Raw genomic sequence first — 16312 nt, forward strand, 5'->3', positions numbered from 1 at the left:
CGCTTATTTACAGGATAAATTTGAGATTGTTAGGGCTTTCAGCGTAAACTGCAAGTAACAAAGGAGGGCGTGTGTTTCCTATCTTATTATTACTATTTATCTTCGTACCCATCATTGAGATTGGGCTATTTATTCAAGTTGGTGGCTTCTTAGGATTGTGGCCAACTATTGCGTTGGTTTTGATCACTGCATTTGTGGGTGCATCGCTGGTTCGTAGCCAAGGCATTCAGACACTTATGTCTGTGCAAGGTCGTTTGCAACAAGGCGAAATGCCAGCACAACAGATTCTTGAAGGCGTGATGCTTGCAGTTGCCGGTGTATTGCTGCTGACTCCGGGTTTTATGACGGACGCACTCGGTATGTTGGTATTATTGCCAGCACCAAGAGCGATGATTGCCAAGAAAATGGTGGTGACCAACATGTCTGGTGGTTTCCATGCCGGTGGACAAGCTGGTTTTGGCCAGAGCCCATTTGGACAAGACCCATTCAATCGCGATCCATCTGACCAATCAAAAGACGGCAACACCTTTGAAGGTGAGTTTGAGAAGAAAGACGACGACAACGATCGTAACCGCTTAAACTAATTAATTTTTTCTCTCTTTATATAGAGGGAAAACAGAAAAGGCTCTTACCTTTATCCTTCGCAAGAAAGTGATAATGGTAAGAGCCTTTTTATTGCGCATTAGCGATTACAGATAACAGGCAGTTTGAGCGTTCGGTTATACCGCGCCTTCAAAGCCCATTTGTCGCCATGCTTCAAAAGCAATGATTGCCACTGCGTTAGACAGGTTCAGGCTGCGCGCGTCTGGCATCATTGGAATACGAATGCGTTGTTCCATTGGCATGCTTTCAATGAACTCAGCAGGCAGGCCGCGAGTCTCTGGGCCAAACATCAACACATCACCTTGTTGGAATTTTGCATCAACGTGGTGACCTGTCGTTTTAGTGGTGCAGGCAAAGATGCGGAAGTTACCCTCGCGTTCATTCTCAAGATACTCAAGGAAAGCTTCTAGGTTCTTGTGACGCTTAACTCGCGCAAGGTCGTGGTAATCCAAGCCAGCACGACGAACCTTCTTCTCTTCAAAATCAAAGCCAAGCGGTTCAATCAGGTGCAGGTTTGCGCCGCAGTTAGCACATAGGCGGATGATGTTACCCGTATTGGGTGCAATTTCTGGTTCGTATAGAGCGATATCAAACATGTTGGTTCACAAGAGTAATCAAAGATAGCCCGAGTATACGGTGGCAAGCTGAGTGAGTACAGTTCACCACCATTCGCTTACGCTTTATTCGCGAGTGCTTGTGCGTAGTTTTCAGCAACCGCCTTCCAATTCACCACATTCCACCATGCGTTGATGTAATCAGGACGACGGTTTTGGTAGCTGATGTAGTAGGCGTGTTCCCAAACATCGAGCGCAAGAATCGGTTCGCCATCACTGACAACGGTATCCATCCACGGATTATCTTGGTTCGAGGTTGAGATGATCTTCAGTTGCCCTTGCTCTACCACTAGCCAAGCAAAGCCGGAGCCAAAGGTATTGATCGCCGCTTGGGCGAACTGATCTTGGAATGTCTCGAAATCACCGAAGGTACTCTTGATAGCCTCACCAAGCTCGCCCGTAGGTTCACCACCGCCGTCTCGCGACATGCAGTTCCAGTACAAGATGTGATTGTAGTAGCCACCGCCATTGTTACGAACAGCCGGGCTGTGCTGAGAGATGTTGGCGAAGATCTCGGTCAGAGATTGCTGTTCTAGCTCGCTGCCAGACACCGCCGCAACAAACTTATCGTAGTAGGTTCTATGGTGCTTGCTGTAATGCACTTCCATTGTCTTAGCGTCAATGTAAGGCTCTAGGGCATCGTAAGCGTAGGGTAAAGCAGGGAAAGTGTGCGACATGGTAAATCCTCCTTAATTAGAGGATTTACCATAATGGTAATGACAATCATTATCAACTACGATCTTTGTGGGGGTATTACACCGGTAAGATAGGCAGGGTGATTTCGAGTTGTAATCCACCGAGCTGGCTGCGGGTTGCGGTGATGGTTCCGCTGTGTTGGCGAATCGCACTTTCAGTAATGGTTAATCCAAGCCCTGTGCCGCCAGAGTTTCTGTCACGCGCTGTTGAGACACGGTAAAAAGGTCTGAAGATAGAATCGAGTTCATCCTCTGGAACACCATCACCATTATCATTGACGCAAATTGTTAGCTGATCTTGAACCACATGGAACTGTACATCCACTTGGTCTTTACCGTAGTAGATGGCATTGCGTGTAATGTTGTCTAGCGCACTCATCAGCAGTTTAGGGTTCCCCGAAATAGAGCGTTCTGGGATCTCCGAGAACGTCAGTTGTTTGTCCATCTGTTCGGCTTCAAACTCTGCGTCTTTTAAGATCTCTTCCCATAGGCTCGAGATAGGCTGAACCTCACGAGTAATATGGCTGTCGACCTGCATACGAGATAGCGTCAGCAGCTCACTGATCATCTGTTCCAAACGCTGTGCTTCGGTATCAATGCGTTCTAACTCTTGGCTCTCGCCTTGTTTACGAATCGCCAGTGCATTGGCCATGCGAAGACGTGTCAGTGGCGAGCGGAGCTCGTGTGAGATATCAGAGAGCAGGCGTTGTTGCCCCGAAATCATCTGGTTTACCGCTTCTACCATCTGGTTAAAGCTTTCACCAGCTTGTCTGAACTCTGAAGTACCTTTTTCGAGTGTTGGATCGACCTCGAATTGACCTTTCGCCACGCGTTGTGCCGCGCGTTCTAGCCTGCGAGCGGGTTGACTCAGTGCCCAAGCTAACCAAAGTAATAGCGGGGTACTCGCCAACATCACGGCAAGCAATAGCTGCAGAGGTCTATCAAACAGGCGCAGTAAGAATGGCGGTGGTTGGTTCCACTTCACTCCGGCATACATCAGCAACTCTTCACCAGCGAGAGTAATTGGCACTGGCCCTGCGACCATGTAGTGTCCGTAGAGTTTTTGCTTCGGTATCTCAGGGTTATCAATCGAGGTAACAAAGTTACGAATCGCCTTTAGCTTATAGTCTGAATGCCTTTTCGAGGTAAGGACTGCGCCCTCAAGATCGGTCAGGTAGATGCGAGCTCTAGAATCCTTGCGGCTGCGTGGCGCCTCCAGTTGGAAGACAATCTTGCCCAGATTAGGTTCTTTGGCGTAGCGTTTCTCTGTGATTTTAGCGATACGCTCGAGTTTATCGAGGTGATCTGCGGGCACATCTCGCGCGACTCGAGGGTCTAAATGGGGAAGTGACAGCACCGACAAAAGCACCAGTAACATGGTGAACCAAAAGATAGCAAAGATACGTCCATATAAGCTGGTGATTTTAGGTATACGCATTAATCTTCCTCTATCAATAAGTAGCCACGGCCTCGTAAGGTTTTGATACGTGATTTGCCGTCAGTGCGCTCAGGAATCTTCTTACGTAGATTAGAGATGTGCATGTCTATCGCGCGGTCAAACGCTGCGAGCCTTTTACCCAGCACATCCAAACTCAATGCTTCTTTGGTGATCACTTGCCCTGGGTTTTGGATAAGGTGACTCAGTAGGGCGAACTCGGTTGTGGTGAGGTCGATGAGCTCCCCATTGCAGTAGGCTTCTTGTTTGCCCGGGAAGACTTCGATGTCTTGATATTGAACTCTATCACTGGCCGCCTTAGGTGCGGTGTTGGTTTGAGTACGACGCAAGATAGCTCGAATACGAGCTAACAACTCTCGGTCACTGAAAGGTTTAGGCAGGTAATCATCCGCGCCAAGTTCAAGACCAATCACACGGTCGATCTCTTCGCCTTTTGCGGTCAGCATTAGTACCGGCGTTTCCCAATTTTCCCTCAGCTTTTTTAGCGTTTCCATGCCATTAAGGCGCGGCATCATCACATCCAAAAGGACCAGATCAATCTCATCATTGATCGCTTCAAGCCCGGCATAGCCATCATTGGCTTCGGAGACAGTGAAGCCCTCAAAGCTCAAAATGTCTTTAAGTAAGCTGGTTAACTCTGTGTCGTCATCAATAAGAAGAATGTTCGCCATTGGGAAGCCTTAATCATTTAGTTAGGTTAATAATACTGCTAATTATTTGTCAACTTTCACTCTTTACGATTCTTTACGCTTTCTAAACGTCACTTTACGAGGGAAAGACTAATCTATATTCAAGCGCTGAGAAACAGACGCAACACATGACTTATTATACCGAATTGAGGCAACAATTATGAAAATGACTAAGAAACTTGTACTAGCAGCTGCGGCACTTCCACTTATTTTTGGTACAGCAAGCGCGTATGCTTACGGTGGTGGTGATAAAGGTGACCACAAAGGTATGCACGACAAGTGTGGCGGTTTCGATAAAAAAGTAATGCGCCAACTAGACCTAACCGACGCTCAAAAAGAACAGTTAAAAGAGATGCGTGAAGCAGACCGTGCTGAGATGAAAGCAAAGCGCGGTGCAAACAAAACGGCAAAAATGGCGCAAATGAAAGCGCATCACGAAAAGGTTCAAGCATTGGTACTTGCTGACAACTTTGACGAAGCAGCAGCAAACGACCTAGCAAGCCAAATGGTTGAGAAGCAAACTGAGCGTCGCGTAGCAATGCTTAAGAAGCAACACCAAATGATGAGCGTACTAACGGCTGAGCAAAAGACTCAACTGAAAGAAATCCAACAAGAGCGCATGACTAAGTGTGCTGACAAAATGGGAAAACGCATGAACAAAGACAAGTAATTCATTGCTTGAAAAATCAGCGTTGAATGAAAGTGTTTAGAAAGAAGCGGCCGAGTGCCGCTTTTTTTGATCCTTAAAAATGAATGTTTTACATCATAGCTGTCATATTCAATTGGTGGTTTGCAGGTTATACTTTGTGCTATCAGTCACTTTATAGCCAAGTTATGAAACAAGAATACGCACGTTTAGTTACGCTCGCCGCTTGGGCAGCCACCACCATCGCCACTATTTTATTGATAGTGAAAGTCGCAGCTTGGTGGGTGACAGGTTCCGTGAGTCTGTTGGCTTCCGTCGTGGATTCAATGCTGGATATCGCGGCCTCTGTCGTTAACCTTATCGTGGTTCGTTACTCTCTGCAGCCTGCCGACAAAGAGCACACCTTTGGTCATGGTAAGGCTGAATCTCTCGCTGCATTAGCGCAGGCAATGTTTATTTCAGGCTCTGCATGTTTCCTTATTCTCAATGGTATTGAGCGCTTCTTCCGACCTCATGAACTGAACTCTCCAGAAATTGGTATCTACGTCAGCCTGTTCGCGATAGTGATGACCTTTGGTCTGGTTCGCTTCCAAAAACATGTGGTCAACAAAACGGGTAGCCAAGCTATTGCAGCCGATTCATTGCACTATCAATCAGACCTTTATATGAACGCCGCGATTATGCTGGCACTGGCATTGAGCTGGTTTGGGATTGGTCAGGCGGACTCAGTATTCGCGGTCGGTATCGGTATCTACATTCTTTACAGCGCTTATCAAATGGCGATGGAAGCGGTTCAGTCTCTGCTTGATCATAAGCTGCCAGATGATGAGCTGAAACAGATTAAAGAGACATCATTGAGCGTGGAAGGCGTGTTGGGTGTGCATCAATTACGAACGCGTCGCTCGGGGCCAATACGCTTCATCCAACTGCATCTAGAATTGGAAGATAATATCCCACTTATTGAAGCGCATCGCATTTCTGACGAAGTAGAGGCTAAGCTTATCTCCGTGTTCCCTGATGCTGATGTATTAATTCACCAAGACCCGTATTCGGTCGTATTTGGACCAGAGAAGCAGCAGAAATTCCACTCGTGGTAATGCGTGCTAAAAATCAGCGGGCAAATGGTAAGTGAGTGGCTTTTGAACTAAAGTGAGTAAAAATTATTAACTGTTAGGTGATTCAAAAACCACCTTAGTAACAATTAATGTTGATTCTGATGTGAATCAACAAAGTTATTGAGTAAAACTGTAATACTCTTACAGAAGTAGAAATGTTACATAATTTTACGCGATTTGAGTGCTATTCCTGTTGAGGAAATGTAACATAACGCACAAATATAGATTTAAAATCTTGTTGATATACAATCAGCAAGAACAAGAATTGAATAATAGATTCCCAAAAATCGAGGGTGAGCATGATTAAGAAGATCGGTGTTTTGACCAGTGGTGGTGACGCTCCAGGTATGAACGCAGCAGTTCGCGGCGTTGTTCGTACTGCGTTATCAGTTGGCATTGAAGTTTACGGTATTTACGATGGCTACCAAGGCCTTGTTGAAGACCGTATCGAAAAGCTTGACCGTTCAAGCGTATCTGACGTGATCAACCGTGGTGGTACTTTCTTAGGTTCTGCACGTTTCCCTGAATTTAAAGACGTTGCTGTTCGTGAGAAAGGCATTGAGAACCTTAAGAAGCACGGTATCGAAGCACTTGTTGTTATCGGTGGTGACGGTTCTTACATGGGTGCTAAGAAGCTGACTGAAATGGGTTACCCATGTATCGGTCTTCCAGGCACAATCGATAACGATATCGCGGGTACTGACTACACAATCGGTTACCTAACAGCGCTTAACACTGTTATTGATTCAATTGACCGTCTACGTGACACGTCTTCTTCTCACCAACGTATTTCTATTGTTGAAATCATGGGCCGTCACTGTGGTGACCTTACGCTTATGTCAGCAATCGCGGGTGGTTGTGAGTACATCATTACTCCAGAGACTGGCCTAGATAAAGAACAGCTTATCAGCAACATCCAAGATGGTATTGCGAAAGGTAAGAAGCACGCAATCATCGCTCTAACTGAGCTAATGATGGATGCTAACGAACTGGCTAAAGAGATCGAATCTTCAACAGGTCGTGAAACTCGTGCAACGGTTCTTGGTCACATCCAACGCGGTGGTCGTCCTACTGCATTTGACCGTGTATTGGCTTCTCGTATGGGTAACTACGCTGTTCACCTTCTTCAAGAAGGTCACGGTGGTCGTTGTGTTGGTATCGAGAAAGAAGAACTTGTTCACCACGACATCATCGATTGTATCGAGAACATGCAGAACCCAGACCGTTCTGAGCTGTTCCGCGTTGCAGAAGAGTTGTTCTAAGCCACGCTTAGCGTTCTCTTAAAGAATTTAAAAACCGCTGATTATTCAGCGGTTTTTTTGTGCCTGCCGTTTGGGTTTCAGAAACGACAGGTAATAAAAAAGGCCAACCTAAGTTGACCTTTCATCTAATCTAAACGGTGAGGTTTAAATTAAGCTTTTGCTTCAGCTGCTGCTTTAGCGATAGCTGCGAAGCTTTTCGCGTCTAGAGCTGCGCCGCCAACTAGAGCACCGTCGATGTCTGGTTGTGCGAAGTAAGCTGCTGCGTTTTCTGGCTTAACAGAACCGCCGTATTGGATAACAACTTTCTTAGCAACTTCTTCAGATTTCTCTGCGATGTGTGCACGGATTTGAGCGTGGATGCGTTGTGCATCTTCAGCTGTAGCTGCTTTACCAGTACCGATAGCCCAGATTGGTTCGTAAGCGATGATAGCGCCTTCAAGAGCTTCAACACCTTGAGTGTTGATAACAGCGTCAAGTTGACGAGCACATACTGCAACAGTTTCGCCTGCTTCGTTTTGTGCTTCAGATTCACCGATACAAAGAACTGGAGTTAGGCCGTTCTCTTTTAGGAATGCGAATTTCTTAGCTACGAACTCATCTGATTCGTTGTGGTATTCACGACGCTCAGAGTGACCGATGATGATGTGAGATGCGCCGAACTCTTTAAGCATTGCTGGAGACATGTCGCCAGTGAATGCACCGCTGTTGTTTAGGTCAGAGTTTTGAGCACCTAGGATGATCGCGCTGCCCGCTTCAGTAAGCGTACGCTCTGCTAGATCAACGAAAAGTGCTGGTGGAGCAACTGCTACGTCTACGCCTGTTACGCCTTCAAGTTCAGCGTTAAGACCGTTTAGTAGATCAACAACCATTTCTTTGCTGCCGTTTAGTTTCCAGTTACCCATAACTACAGGATGACGCATAGGAATATCTCCAAAGTATTTAAATAAATCGAATGTAAAAAAGTAAACTTTATTACGAAATAATATAACAGATTAATATCAACAGATCATGACTGTGGTCATGACTTTCTTGGATCTTACTCAATGGTCAGAGTAGATTTTGAGCATATATCAGTGATCCGGCAGACAGAATAATAGCTAACTTCTCGGATTTTTCATCGTTAGTTGTTATTAAGGGACAAACGATTGCGTTAACAACAGGAAGTAACAATGCCGAATCTAGTTCTAGAGTACTCCAATTCAGTGGATGAGCGAGTAAATATCCAAGGCTTACTGGAAGATCTCCACCAAGTCGCTCTCACATGTGGCTTGTTTGATGTGCCATCAGTGAAATCTCGTTCACTGCGTTGCCATAATTGGTTGGTCGGTGATGAGGAAGATAGTGTAGACTTTATTCATATCAGCTTTGAGTTACTTTCGGGACGAACGGAAGAGCAAAAGCGAGAATTGTCACGATCGTTAATGCAGATCCTGCAAGAACAAGCAAGTCATGTAAGAAGCTTAACGGTGAATATTCGTGATATGGATAAAAGTTGCTTTCAAAAAGTAATAAACTAACCATTGCTGCTGACTTTTAGCGGCGTATAAATTTGAGTATTTAAGATGTCGATGAAAGAATTACTGCTCTCTTTCAAGGGGAGAATTGGTCGTAAGACTTACTGGATTTGGAATGTTTTCTACTACATAGCGATTACCGGTTTTGCTTCAGGTATCTCTGTGTTGTTCCCTGCTTACTCTTATATCCTGCTACCAATCATCCTATTGATGCTTGTGATCCCAGACCTTGCGGTAACCGCTAAGCGCTGGCACGACCGCAATAAGTCTAATTACTGGCTACTATTGAATGTGCCATTAGTATTGGGTCGTTTAGCTTCGCCAATGGTTGCAACGACGACAGAGCCGGTATCGCCAATTCATATGGCGGCAACCGTCGCGGCATTAGTGTGTGGTTTCTGGATTCTGATTGAGTGTGGTTTGTTGAAAGGTACAGAAGGCCGTAATGACTACGGCGAAGACCCATGTAAATATTGAACAGCGAACCAATAAGAAGGGGGCATTACGCTCCCTTTTTCTTTTTAGTGCTTTGCTAATTTCAGTACATTTTAGGTTCGGTATTCGGCTTAAAAGGCACGACATTTTCAGGCAGAGATTCTTCAAAGCCGCAGCGCCCTTCGAGTGCATCTTGGAACTTACAGACCTGACAGCGCAGCTCTTGCATGAGTACGACATTGGCGTGGTGTGGGTTTTTACAACGGCTAACCACTAAGTCGATGTGACTTTGCTGCGCACGAAGTCGGTCTTGCATCACGTCTGAAGCCGAACAAATCATCTGTTCGCACATCTCGTGTTTGAATTGATTGAATGCTTTCGGGTCGCTTTTCGCGAGTTGGACAAGTTCATCAAAGGGTGGCAGTTTTTGAGCGGGTTGTGGATGCGCCATCATTCCTTCCTTAGCATTAAGCGTGTTTCATATGCTCTAAGCTTAAGAAAGAAATCTGTACAAATTTTAATCTATTTGTATTTTCTCAATATTGAGACGGTATTAGCCGATTACCTTTGCAATCAAAGGGCGGGTGTTAAGGTGTAAGTGCAGCGTCGTTCGCCAGCAATGATGTGCTCTGTACGGCTCACGTGACACTCATCTTTTAGTAACTCAGTAAACACGTTGAGCTCAGATTGGCACAGGCTAGGGCAGCGAGTTGCAGCCTTACAGATAGGGCAGTGGTTCTCAATTAAGATGTAGTGATCATCATGCTCTTGAAGCTCAGCCATGTAGCCTTCGTCTTCACGAAGCTGGGTGAGTTTTTTAAGCTTGCTGATGAGTGAATCACAGCCAGACAGCGCAGTTTGATACTGCTTAAGAGTGTGTTGTTCACGCTCGGCAGCAACCTTAGCCAGCCCTTCTTTACCAAATAGATTCTCGACAGCATCAATCACTTGAATGGTGAGTTCACCATGTCGGTCTGAAAATTGGTTATGACCCTGTTGAGTCAGGGACCAGTGGCGAGTCGGGCGACCCACTTTCACTTTCACATCATGAAACGCAAGAATACCGTCATCTTCCAGGCTTTGCAGATGTTGCCTTGCCCCCATTGTCGTCATGCCAAATTCTTCTGACAGTTGTTTCGCGGTTACCGCGCCTTGACGCTTAATGGTCTGTAAGATTCTGTCGCTTGTTTTCATACTATCCCTACCTAATGAACCTTACTATTATGAGGCAAGGTGTTTATAAAGCAAACCATTTACTATATTGATGATAATTTACTCTATAGATAGCGTTTTACTCTATTGGCTGCCATGGTCAGATTCTGGTGCGCTAATAAAACAAAAGGCTGAGACTAGGTATCAGCCTTGGAATATTCTGTTTCACCGAATTTAGGCTTACAGGATATGACCTACTACTTCTGGATCTTTACGCTCTAGGTAGTGGATAGATTTGATGCGGCGAATTGTACGGCAGCGGCCACGGATAAGCAGGGTTTCTGTGGTTGCGATATTACCTTGACGAGAAATACCTTCTAGCAAGTCACCCTTAGTGATGCCTGTTGCTGAGAATACAACGTTGTCGCTGCGTGCCATGTCTTCCATCTTCAATACGATACCCGCCGTTACGCCCATTTCTGCGCAGCGCTCAAGTTCAAGTTCACCGTGCTTGCGGTTCTCTTCTGTGTCGCCTTTCACTTCGTGGCGAGGTAGAAGACGACCGTGCATGTCGCCGTCGAGTGCGCGAATTACCGCCGCCGAGACCACACCTTCAGGTGCGCCGCCGATGCAGTACATGACGTCTACTTCACTGTCTGGCATACAGGTTAAGATAGAAGCCGCAACATCACCGTCTGGCACAGCAAATACACGAACGCCCATTGCTTGCATGTCGGCGATGACTTGATCATGACGAGGCTTAGCAAGCGTGGTTACGACTAGAGTATCAAGTGTTTTACCTAGTGCTTTAGCGATGTTTTCTAGGTTTTCTGTTAGTGGCAGTTCTAGGTCAATCACGCCTTTAGCGCCAGGGCCAACAACCAACTTTTCCATGTACATATCAGGCGCTTTAAGGAAGCTGCCTTTTTCGCCCGCAGCCAATACAGCCAATGCATTTGATTGGCCCATTGCTGTCATGCGTGTCCCTTCAATTGGGTCAACTGCGATGTCGACAGCGTCGCCGCCCACACCTACGTTTTCGCCGATGTATAGCATAGGTGCATCATCGATTTCACCTTCGCCGATAACAATCTCACCGCTAATTTCGGTTTTGTTTAATAGGCTACGCATTACTTCTACAGCAGCGCCATCTGCAGCGTTTTTATCGCCACGGCCAAGCCACTTGTAACCAGCTAGTGCTGCACCTTCTGTGACACGAGAGAATGACATTGCTAAATCGCGTTTCATGCGGACTCCAAAATTTTCAAAGGGGGAATAGAAATTTCGCGGCGAATTTTACCATATCCAAAAGGAAACGTTTGCCTTTTTGTTTTTTGGAGATTGCTCTCGATCAATTCGCAGTGGAAAACAGTTATTATTCATCAAAATAATCGGTTTGCCGTTGTGGCGGTAATCGTTCACGTCAATATTCGGTAAAAAGTGCTGTTTTTTTCATCGAATGGCGCAAAATATCGAATATATTGAGTGTTTATCCTTGCTCTGCTGAGTAGAATGGGGAAATAAGTGGAGTGAACCTTCACCATCAAACGGATAACTTAAAGGTAGGCCAGAATGTCTTTTGAAGTACTAGAGCAGCTAGAAGCAAAAATTCAAACAGCAGTAGATACAATTGCACTTCTTCAAATGGAAGTGGAAGAGCTTAAAGAAGAGAAACAAGCACTAGCAACAGAAGCTGGTGAGCTTAAAGCAAGCCGTCACGAGCTAGAGCAAAAAACTCAGCAAATGCAGGAAGAGCATTCAGCATGGCAAGATCGCATCCGTAACCTTCTTGGTAAAATGGATGAAGTAGAGTAATCGACTCTTCAGGTTTAAAAAAACGCCCGCTACTCAGTAGCGGGCGTTTTTGTTTGTTCTTAATCTTTGTTTTATTATTCAAAGCTGAGTGAATTACTCGACCTCTTCTTCTTCAACATCCAGATCGAGTTCTACGTCCAAAGGTTCTGCTGAAAGAATGATGCCGGTGTTGTCTGCGTAGAGGTAATCTTCGGGTAAGAAGGTCACGCTGCCAAAGTTCACAGGAACGTCTAACTCACCGACACCCTCTTGGCTCGCACCTACAGGGATAGAAGCCAAGGCTTGGATGCCGAGGTTCATGTCTTCAAGCTCATCGACTTCACGAACGCAGCCGTAAACTACAATCCCTTCCCACTCATTGTCTTCGGCAAGTAAGGCAATTTCAGCATCGATCAGCGCTTTGCGTAGTGATCCGCCACCATCGATTAACAGTACACGCCCTAGACCATCTTGTTCTAATACGGAGCGAATTAAAGCGTTATCTTCAAAACACTTTAATGTCGTGATCTGTCCTGCGAAGGATGCACGTCCACCGAAGTTGCTGAACATTGGCTCCACGACATCAACTTGATCCAAATATATGTCGCACAGTGCTGAAGTGTTGTATTCCATTCGTATACCTTTTGAACAATGAGCTTACTTTGAGTATATCGGTGCTTGATCCCTTTGCAATGATTAGTCTCAATTAACTCAATAGAGTTTGAGCTACGACAACCCCTGCAAACAATAGGTTAGTCACCAATGAACATTTCACAATCACAGGCATCATTGGTGCGATCTGTGCTGGTTTTTCGGTTTCCCAAACAGCCTTACCATGCTTATAAACGATAATAATGCTCAGTAAAAACGGCAGGCTGATCCAGACCGGTTTGTCTTGAATAAGTAGGTAGATAGCGAAAGACGCAAGGGCGAGGCCAAGCAGTGCAAAATGATAGTGCTTGGCTTTGCGCTGTCCTAGGCGAACCGCCATGGTGCGCTTACCGCATTCGCTGTCGTTTTCGATATCACGCATGTTGTTGATATTGAGTACCGCCACCGCCATCAGTCCGCAGCCTAAAGCAGGCAAAAACAGGCTTGGTTCAACATGGCCAGTGTGTAAGAAGTAAGTCCCTGAAACACCTAACAAACCGAAGAAGATAAACACCGATAAGTCACCAAGGCCAATATAGCCATAAGGTTTGTTACCGACGGTGTAAGCGATGGCTGCAACAATGGCCAATACGCCTAACGCAATGAAAGATAAGATACTTTCGAGCGAGCTCAGCGAATGAAAAATAAGAATCAGCCCGGCAATCACGGTAAACACGATGTTGAGGATGATCGCTTGCTTCATGGTTTTCGCTGTTACCGCGCCAGATTGCATGGCACGTGTAGGCCCCAGACGGTTTTCGTTGTCTGTGCCTTTTATGGCGTCGCCATAGTCATTGGCGAGGTTCGATAGAATCTGTAATAGGGTGGCGGTTAAAAAAGCCAGTAATGCTATTGATAAAGAAAACTGACCACCGGCGAACGCTAAACTACTTCCTGTAAGAATAGAGACAAGTGCGAGAGGCAGAGTTTTTGGTCGTGCGGCATCAAGCCAAATCAGTAGAGATTGTTTCATCGTAGGTCTAATTCTTTGTAAGTCTTCGTTTCATACTGTGATTTGAGTATACGCCCATTTTTCGGGTAATAAAAAGCCCACTCGAAAGTGGGCCTTGAATTCGCTTATTAGCTGCTATTTCTTTGAGATAGAGCAATAAGTTGGAGTTTGGTGTGCTACAGGATGAAGCGACTTAAGTCTTCGTCTTCTACGAACTCACCAAGTTTCGACGTTACGTAAGCTTCATCAATAACAAGCTTGCTGCCAGCTTTGTCTGTTGCTTCGAATGAAATTTCATCCATTAGACGCTCCATTACCGTGTGTAGACGACGCGCACCGATGTTCTCAGTGGTTTCGTTTACGCGCCATGCTGCGTCCGCAATCTGGTTGATGCCATCTTCAGTGAACTCAATGCTGACATCTTCTGTTTTCATTAGGGCAATGTATTGCTCTGTTAGAGATGCTTTTGGCTCAGTTAGGATGCGTTTGAAGTCATGTGCTGATAGTGCTTCAAGTTCTACGCGGATTGGTAGACGACCTTGTAGCTCAGGGATCAGGTCAGATGGCTTAGCCACTTGGAATGCGCCTGATGTGATAAACAAGATGTGGTCAGTTTTAACCATACCGTGCTTGGTTGATACTGTGCTGCCTTCGATAAGAGGCAGTAGGTCACGCTGAACACCTTCGCGAGATACATCTGGGCCTGAACTGTCGCCACGCTTACAGATTTTGTCGATCTCATCGATGAATACGATGCCGTTGTTTTCAGCGTTGAAGATCGCGTTCTCTTTCAGCTCTTCTTGGTTCACAAGCTTCGCAGCTTCTTCTTCCGTCAGTGCTTTGAATGCGTCTTTGATTTTCATCTTACGCTTTTTCTTGGTGTCGCCCGCTAGGTTTTGGAACATGCCTTGCAGCTGGTTTGTCATCTCTTCCATGCCTGGAGGTGACATGATTTCAACGCCCATTTGCGGTGCGGCTACATCAACTTCAATCTCTTTGTCATCTAGCTTACCTTCACGCAGTTTCTTGCGGAAAATCTGACGAGTGTTTGAAGAGGTTGTGTCTTCAGTTGATTGCTCGTTCTGACCCCAAGCATCACGCGCTGGTGGTAGAAGGGCATCAAGAATGCGTTCTTCAGCTTGTTCTTCAGCGCGGTATTGTACTTTTTCCATCGCTTGTTGGTGCGTCATCTTGATCGCAACGTCCGTTAGATCACGGATGATGGTTTCAACTTCTTTACCAACGTAACCCACTTCGGTGAACTTAGTCGCTTCTACCTTGATGAAAGGCGCGTTTGCTAATTTCGCTAGGCGGCGAGCGATTTCAGTTTTACCTACACCCGTTGGGCCAATCATCAGGATGTTTTTTGGCGATACTTCAACACGTAGGCTTTCTTCAAGCTGCATACGGCGCCAGCGGTTACGAAGAGCGATAGCCACTGAGCGCTTAGCGTTGTCTTGGCCGATAATGTGGCGATTGAGTTCGTGAACAATTTCGCGAGGAGTCATCTCAGACATGGTTTTTCCTTAATTCTTTAATCACTGTTGAATACAACGTTATTGATGGAAGCGGTCGTTACTCTGGCTTTGGCAGCTCAACGGTGCTTTCTAGTTCTTCAATAGTGTGGTGATGGTTGGTGAAGACACAGATGTCGCCTGCAATGTTCAGCGACTTTTCTGCGATTTCACGCGCATCTAAATCAGTATTTTCTAATAGCGCAGTAGCGGCTGCTTGAGCGAAGTTTCCGCCCGAACCGATCGCAATCAGGTCGTTCTCAGGTTGAACTACGTCACCGTTACCTGTGATGATCAGTGAAGCGGTCTCATCCGCTACTGCTAACAGTGCTTCTAACTTACGTAGAGCACGGTCGCTACGCCAATCCTTCGCTAGCTCAACTGCCGCTTTGGTGAGATGGCCTTGGTGCATTTGCAGCTTGCTTTCAAATTTTTCGAATAGCGTGAAAGCATCAGCCGTACCGCCAGCAAAACCGGCCAGTACTTTGTTGTTGTATAGGCGACGTACTTTACGGGCGTTGCCCTTCATTACTGTATTGCCCAGAGATACTTGTCCATCACCCGCGATGACGACTTTATTATTACGACGTACAGATACAATGGTAGTCACGAGTCGACCTCTTTTGATTATTATTTATGGTTACTACTTATATGTGGCTCCACTATCATGAATTCAAGTGCCACTTTTAATGGTATGCCATATCAAAAAAACTAAATGTTACCAGTTGTTTCAAGCATCCATTACCTGTTGAGCCTATGTGTGGCAAGGGTTGGTGGGTTAATAGTTTGTGATAAATATAAAAAAAGATAAAACAAATTTCTAACGTGAAATGGTTAACACTTTTTGTTTGATTTATAAGGAATGATGTTCACTAATCAGTGGTATTCACTGCATAAGGAGTAGTGTGATGAATAGTGACAATATCAGTTTTTTTAATAGAGATATGGATCTGGATGAGCTGTCTATACTGCATCATCTGATGTATCAGGAGGCGGGCGAGTGTTCAACAGAACATCTAAAAAACTCGGTCAACGTTTTTCTTAAACGTCCATTTCCTAACGTTTTAGCGCACTTGGATTTTTTTGGTTACATCGAGATAAATAAGGAGCAGGTCTACCTGACTGACTTTGGGCTTGAGTACTACGAACAAGTACCTCAGTTTCGTTAAAACGCACTCTTTTGATTAACATACTGGTATTGCTTGTGCGATGAACTATTG

General features: G+C 45.6%; 20 protein-coding genes. 8 read left to right on the plus strand and 12 right to left on the minus strand.

The genetic code is table 11. The features are described 5' to 3' along the window. The first annotated feature begins 71 nt into the window (after positions 1 to 71). Positions 72 to 584 carry an FxsA family protein gene (locus AB4503_RS09610; protein WP_372114452.1) on the plus strand — a complete coding sequence of 171 codons (513 nt, stop codon included), beginning with the start codon at positions 72 to 74 and terminating at the stop codon, positions 582 to 584. 135 nt (positions 585 to 719) lie between these two features. Here AB4503_RS09610 and trmL read toward each other — a convergent pair whose 3' ends face one another. The 4 genes from trmL to AB4503_RS09630 all read right to left on the minus strand — a co-directional run bounded on the left by trmL (position 720) and on the right by AB4503_RS09630 (position 4039). Continuing rightward, positions 720 to 1199, minus strand: coding sequence for a tRNA (uridine(34)/cytosine(34)/5-carboxymethylaminomethyluridine(34)-2'-O)-methyltransferase TrmL (gene trmL, locus AB4503_RS09615; RefSeq protein ID WP_372114454.1), 480 nt, complete (start codon positions 1197 to 1199; stop codon positions 720 to 722). 77 nt (positions 1200 to 1276) lie between these two features. After that, positions 1277 to 1894, minus strand: a complete 618-nt coding sequence (locus tag AB4503_RS09620) for a superoxide dismutase (protein ID WP_017066564.1) — start codon at positions 1892 to 1894, stop codon at positions 1277 to 1279. Positions 1895 to 1970: 76 nt separating this feature from the next. Next, positions 1971 to 3350, minus strand: a complete 1380-nt coding sequence (gene cpxA / locus AB4503_RS09625; RefSeq protein ID WP_372114456.1) for an envelope stress sensor histidine kinase CpxA — start codon at positions 3348 to 3350, stop codon at positions 1971 to 1973. Continuing rightward, positions 3350 to 4039: a response regulator gene (locus tag AB4503_RS09630; protein WP_372114457.1), complete on the minus strand. Its 690-nt coding sequence runs from the start codon at positions 4037 to 4039 to the stop codon at positions 3350 to 3352. The genes cpxA and AB4503_RS09630 overlap by 1 nt, the downstream gene beginning before the upstream one ends. Before the next feature lie 178 nt (positions 4040 to 4217). Here AB4503_RS09630 and AB4503_RS09635 point away from each other — a divergent pair, with 178 nt between their 5' ends. The 3 genes from AB4503_RS09635 to pfkA all read left to right on the plus strand — a co-directional run bounded on the left by AB4503_RS09635 (position 4218) and on the right by pfkA (position 7080). Continuing rightward, complete coding sequence (locus AB4503_RS09635; protein WP_017063671.1) at positions 4218 to 4727, plus strand: CpxP family protein; 510 nt, start codon at positions 4218 to 4220, stop codon at positions 4725 to 4727. Between the two features lie 164 nt (positions 4728 to 4891). Then, complete coding sequence (gene fieF, locus AB4503_RS09640) at positions 4892 to 5800, plus strand: CDF family cation-efflux transporter FieF (RefSeq protein WP_050649603.1); 909 nt, start codon at positions 4892 to 4894, stop codon at positions 5798 to 5800. A gap of 317 nt (positions 5801 to 6117) precedes the next feature. Next, a complete protein-coding gene (gene pfkA, locus AB4503_RS09645; protein WP_017061160.1) occupies positions 6118 to 7080 on the plus strand; it encodes a 6-phosphofructokinase in 963 nt (320 codons plus the stop codon). 149 nt (positions 7081 to 7229) lie between these two features. On the opposite strand, the gene tpiA is transcribed toward pfkA, so the two are convergent. Beyond that, entirely contained in the window at positions 7230 to 8000 is a 771-nt protein-coding gene (tpiA, locus tag AB4503_RS09650; protein ID WP_017061158.1) for a triose-phosphate isomerase, read from the minus strand. 249 nt (positions 8001 to 8249) lie between these two features. Here tpiA and AB4503_RS09655 point away from each other — a divergent pair, with 249 nt between their 5' ends. Both AB4503_RS09655 and AB4503_RS09660 read left to right on the plus strand, forming a co-directional pair. Further along, the gene (locus tag AB4503_RS09655) at positions 8250 to 8597 is read left to right on the plus strand and encodes a 5-carboxymethyl-2-hydroxymuconate Delta-isomerase (protein WP_017061157.1); all 348 of its coding nucleotides are present in this window, start codon (positions 8250 to 8252) and stop codon (positions 8595 to 8597) included. Between the two features lie 45 nt (positions 8598 to 8642). Beyond that, positions 8643 to 9071: a DUF805 domain-containing protein gene (locus AB4503_RS09660; RefSeq protein ID WP_017063673.1), complete on the plus strand. Its 429-nt coding sequence runs from the start codon at positions 8643 to 8645 to the stop codon at positions 9069 to 9071. Between the two features lie 61 nt (positions 9072 to 9132). Here AB4503_RS09660 and AB4503_RS09665 read toward each other — a convergent pair whose 3' ends face one another. The 3 genes from AB4503_RS09665 to glpX form a co-directional block, all read right to left on the minus strand. Beyond that, a complete protein-coding gene (locus tag AB4503_RS09665; protein ID WP_017061155.1) occupies positions 9133 to 9480 on the minus strand; it encodes a DUF3135 domain-containing protein in 348 nt (115 codons plus the stop codon). 122 nt (positions 9481 to 9602) lie between these two features. Next, entirely contained in the window at positions 9603 to 10223 is a 621-nt protein-coding gene (locus AB4503_RS09670; protein WP_017063674.1) for a metalloregulator ArsR/SmtB family transcription factor, read from the minus strand. A 198-nt stretch (positions 10224 to 10421) separates the two neighbouring features. Continuing rightward, entirely contained in the window at positions 10422 to 11429 is a 1008-nt protein-coding gene (gene glpX, locus AB4503_RS09675; protein ID WP_017061153.1) for a class II fructose-bisphosphatase, read from the minus strand. 324 nt (positions 11430 to 11753) lie between these two features. On the opposite strand from glpX, the gene zapB reads away from it, so the two are divergent. Further along, on the plus strand, positions 11754 to 11996 hold the full coding sequence (zapB, locus tag AB4503_RS09680; RefSeq protein WP_008219652.1) for a cell division protein ZapB: 243 nt from the start codon (positions 11754 to 11756) through the stop codon (positions 11994 to 11996). A 93-nt stretch (positions 11997 to 12089) separates the two neighbouring features. Here the strand turns inward: zapB and rraA are convergent, their stop codons facing one another. The 4 genes from rraA to hslV all read right to left on the minus strand — a co-directional run bounded on the left by rraA (position 12090) and on the right by hslV (position 15702). Next, positions 12090 to 12608: a ribonuclease E activity regulator RraA gene (gene rraA, locus AB4503_RS09685; protein WP_017071322.1), complete on the minus strand. Its 519-nt coding sequence runs from the start codon at positions 12606 to 12608 to the stop codon at positions 12090 to 12092. A gap of 73 nt (positions 12609 to 12681) precedes the next feature. Further along, positions 12682 to 13599 carry a 1,4-dihydroxy-2-naphthoate polyprenyltransferase gene (locus tag AB4503_RS09690; protein WP_372114460.1) on the minus strand — a complete coding sequence of 306 codons (918 nt, stop codon included), beginning with the start codon at positions 13597 to 13599 and terminating at the stop codon, positions 12682 to 12684. 155 nt (positions 13600 to 13754) lie between these two features. Further along, positions 13755 to 15095 carry an HslU--HslV peptidase ATPase subunit gene (gene hslU / locus AB4503_RS09695; protein WP_017065988.1) on the minus strand — a complete coding sequence of 447 codons (1341 nt, stop codon included), beginning with the start codon at positions 15093 to 15095 and terminating at the stop codon, positions 13755 to 13757. Positions 15096 to 15153: 58 nt separating this feature from the next. Continuing rightward, positions 15154 to 15702 (minus strand): ATP-dependent protease subunit HslV, encoded by a 549-nt coding sequence (gene hslV, locus AB4503_RS09700; RefSeq protein ID WP_004729692.1) that lies wholly within the window; start codon positions 15700 to 15702, stop codon positions 15154 to 15156. Positions 15703 to 16000: 298 nt separating this feature from the next. Between hslV and AB4503_RS09705 the strand changes: the two genes are divergently transcribed. After that, complete coding sequence (locus tag AB4503_RS09705) at positions 16001 to 16261, plus strand: hypothetical protein (protein WP_017061149.1); 261 nt, start codon at positions 16001 to 16003, stop codon at positions 16259 to 16261. Positions 16262 to 16312: the final 51 nt, after the last annotated feature.

Origin of the sequence: Vibrio sp. 10N.222.55.B11 (assembly GCF_041473705.1) — a bacterium.
GTDB lineage: Bacteria > Pseudomonadota > Gammaproteobacteria > Enterobacterales > Vibrionaceae > Vibrio > Vibrio crassostreae_C.

Excerpts from the sequence above, each read along its gene's own strand:
- trmL (WP_372114454.1), bottom strand. The coding sequence starts at position 1,199 with ATGTTTGATATCGCTCTATACGAACCAGAAATTGCACCCAATACGGGT.
- tpiA (WP_017061158.1), bottom strand. The coding sequence starts at position 8,000 with ATGCGTCATCCTGTAGTTATGGGTAACTGGAAACTAAACGGCAGCAAA.
- hslU (WP_017065988.1), bottom strand. The coding sequence starts at position 15,095 with ATGTCTGAGATGACTCCTCGCGAAATTGTTCACGAACTCAATCGCCAC.
- AB4503_RS09705 (WP_017061149.1), top strand. The coding sequence starts at position 16,001 with ATGAATAGTGACAATATCAGTTTTTTTAATAGAGATATGGATCTGGAT.
- AB4503_RS09660 (WP_017063673.1), top strand. The coding sequence starts at position 8,643 with ATGTCGATGAAAGAATTACTGCTCTCTTTCAAGGGGAGAATTGGTCGT.
- cpxA (WP_372114456.1), bottom strand. The coding sequence starts at position 3,350 with ATGCGTATACCTAAAATCACCAGCTTATATGGACGTATCTTTGCTATC.
- glpX (WP_017061153.1), bottom strand. The coding sequence starts at position 11,429 with ATGAAACGCGATTTAGCAATGTCATTCTCTCGTGTCACAGAAGGTGCA.
- AB4503_RS09630 (WP_372114457.1), bottom strand. The coding sequence starts at position 4,039 with ATGGCGAACATTCTTCTTATTGATGACGACACAGAGTTAACCAGCTTA.
- AB4503_RS09670 (WP_017063674.1), bottom strand. The coding sequence starts at position 10,223 with ATGAAAACAAGCGACAGAATCTTACAGACCATTAAGCGTCAAGGCGCG.
- fieF (WP_050649603.1), top strand. The coding sequence starts at position 4,892 with ATGAAACAAGAATACGCACGTTTAGTTACGCTCGCCGCTTGGGCAGCC.
- AB4503_RS09655 (WP_017061157.1), top strand. The coding sequence starts at position 8,250 with ATGCCGAATCTAGTTCTAGAGTACTCCAATTCAGTGGATGAGCGAGTA.
- zapB (WP_008219652.1), top strand. The coding sequence starts at position 11,754 with ATGTCTTTTGAAGTACTAGAGCAGCTAGAAGCAAAAATTCAAACAGCA.
- AB4503_RS09690 (WP_372114460.1), bottom strand. The coding sequence starts at position 13,599 with ATGAAACAATCTCTACTGATTTGGCTTGATGCCGCACGACCAAAAACT.
- pfkA (WP_017061160.1), top strand. The coding sequence starts at position 6,118 with ATGATTAAGAAGATCGGTGTTTTGACCAGTGGTGGTGACGCTCCAGGT.
- AB4503_RS09635 (WP_017063671.1), top strand. The coding sequence starts at position 4,218 with ATGAAAATGACTAAGAAACTTGTACTAGCAGCTGCGGCACTTCCACTT.
- rraA (WP_017071322.1), bottom strand. The coding sequence starts at position 12,608 with ATGGAATACAACACTTCAGCACTGTGCGACATATATTTGGATCAAGTT.
- AB4503_RS09665 (WP_017061155.1), bottom strand. The coding sequence starts at position 9,480 with ATGGCGCATCCACAACCCGCTCAAAAACTGCCACCCTTTGATGAACTT.
- AB4503_RS09620 (WP_017066564.1), bottom strand. The coding sequence starts at position 1,894 with ATGTCGCACACTTTCCCTGCTTTACCCTACGCTTACGATGCCCTAGAG.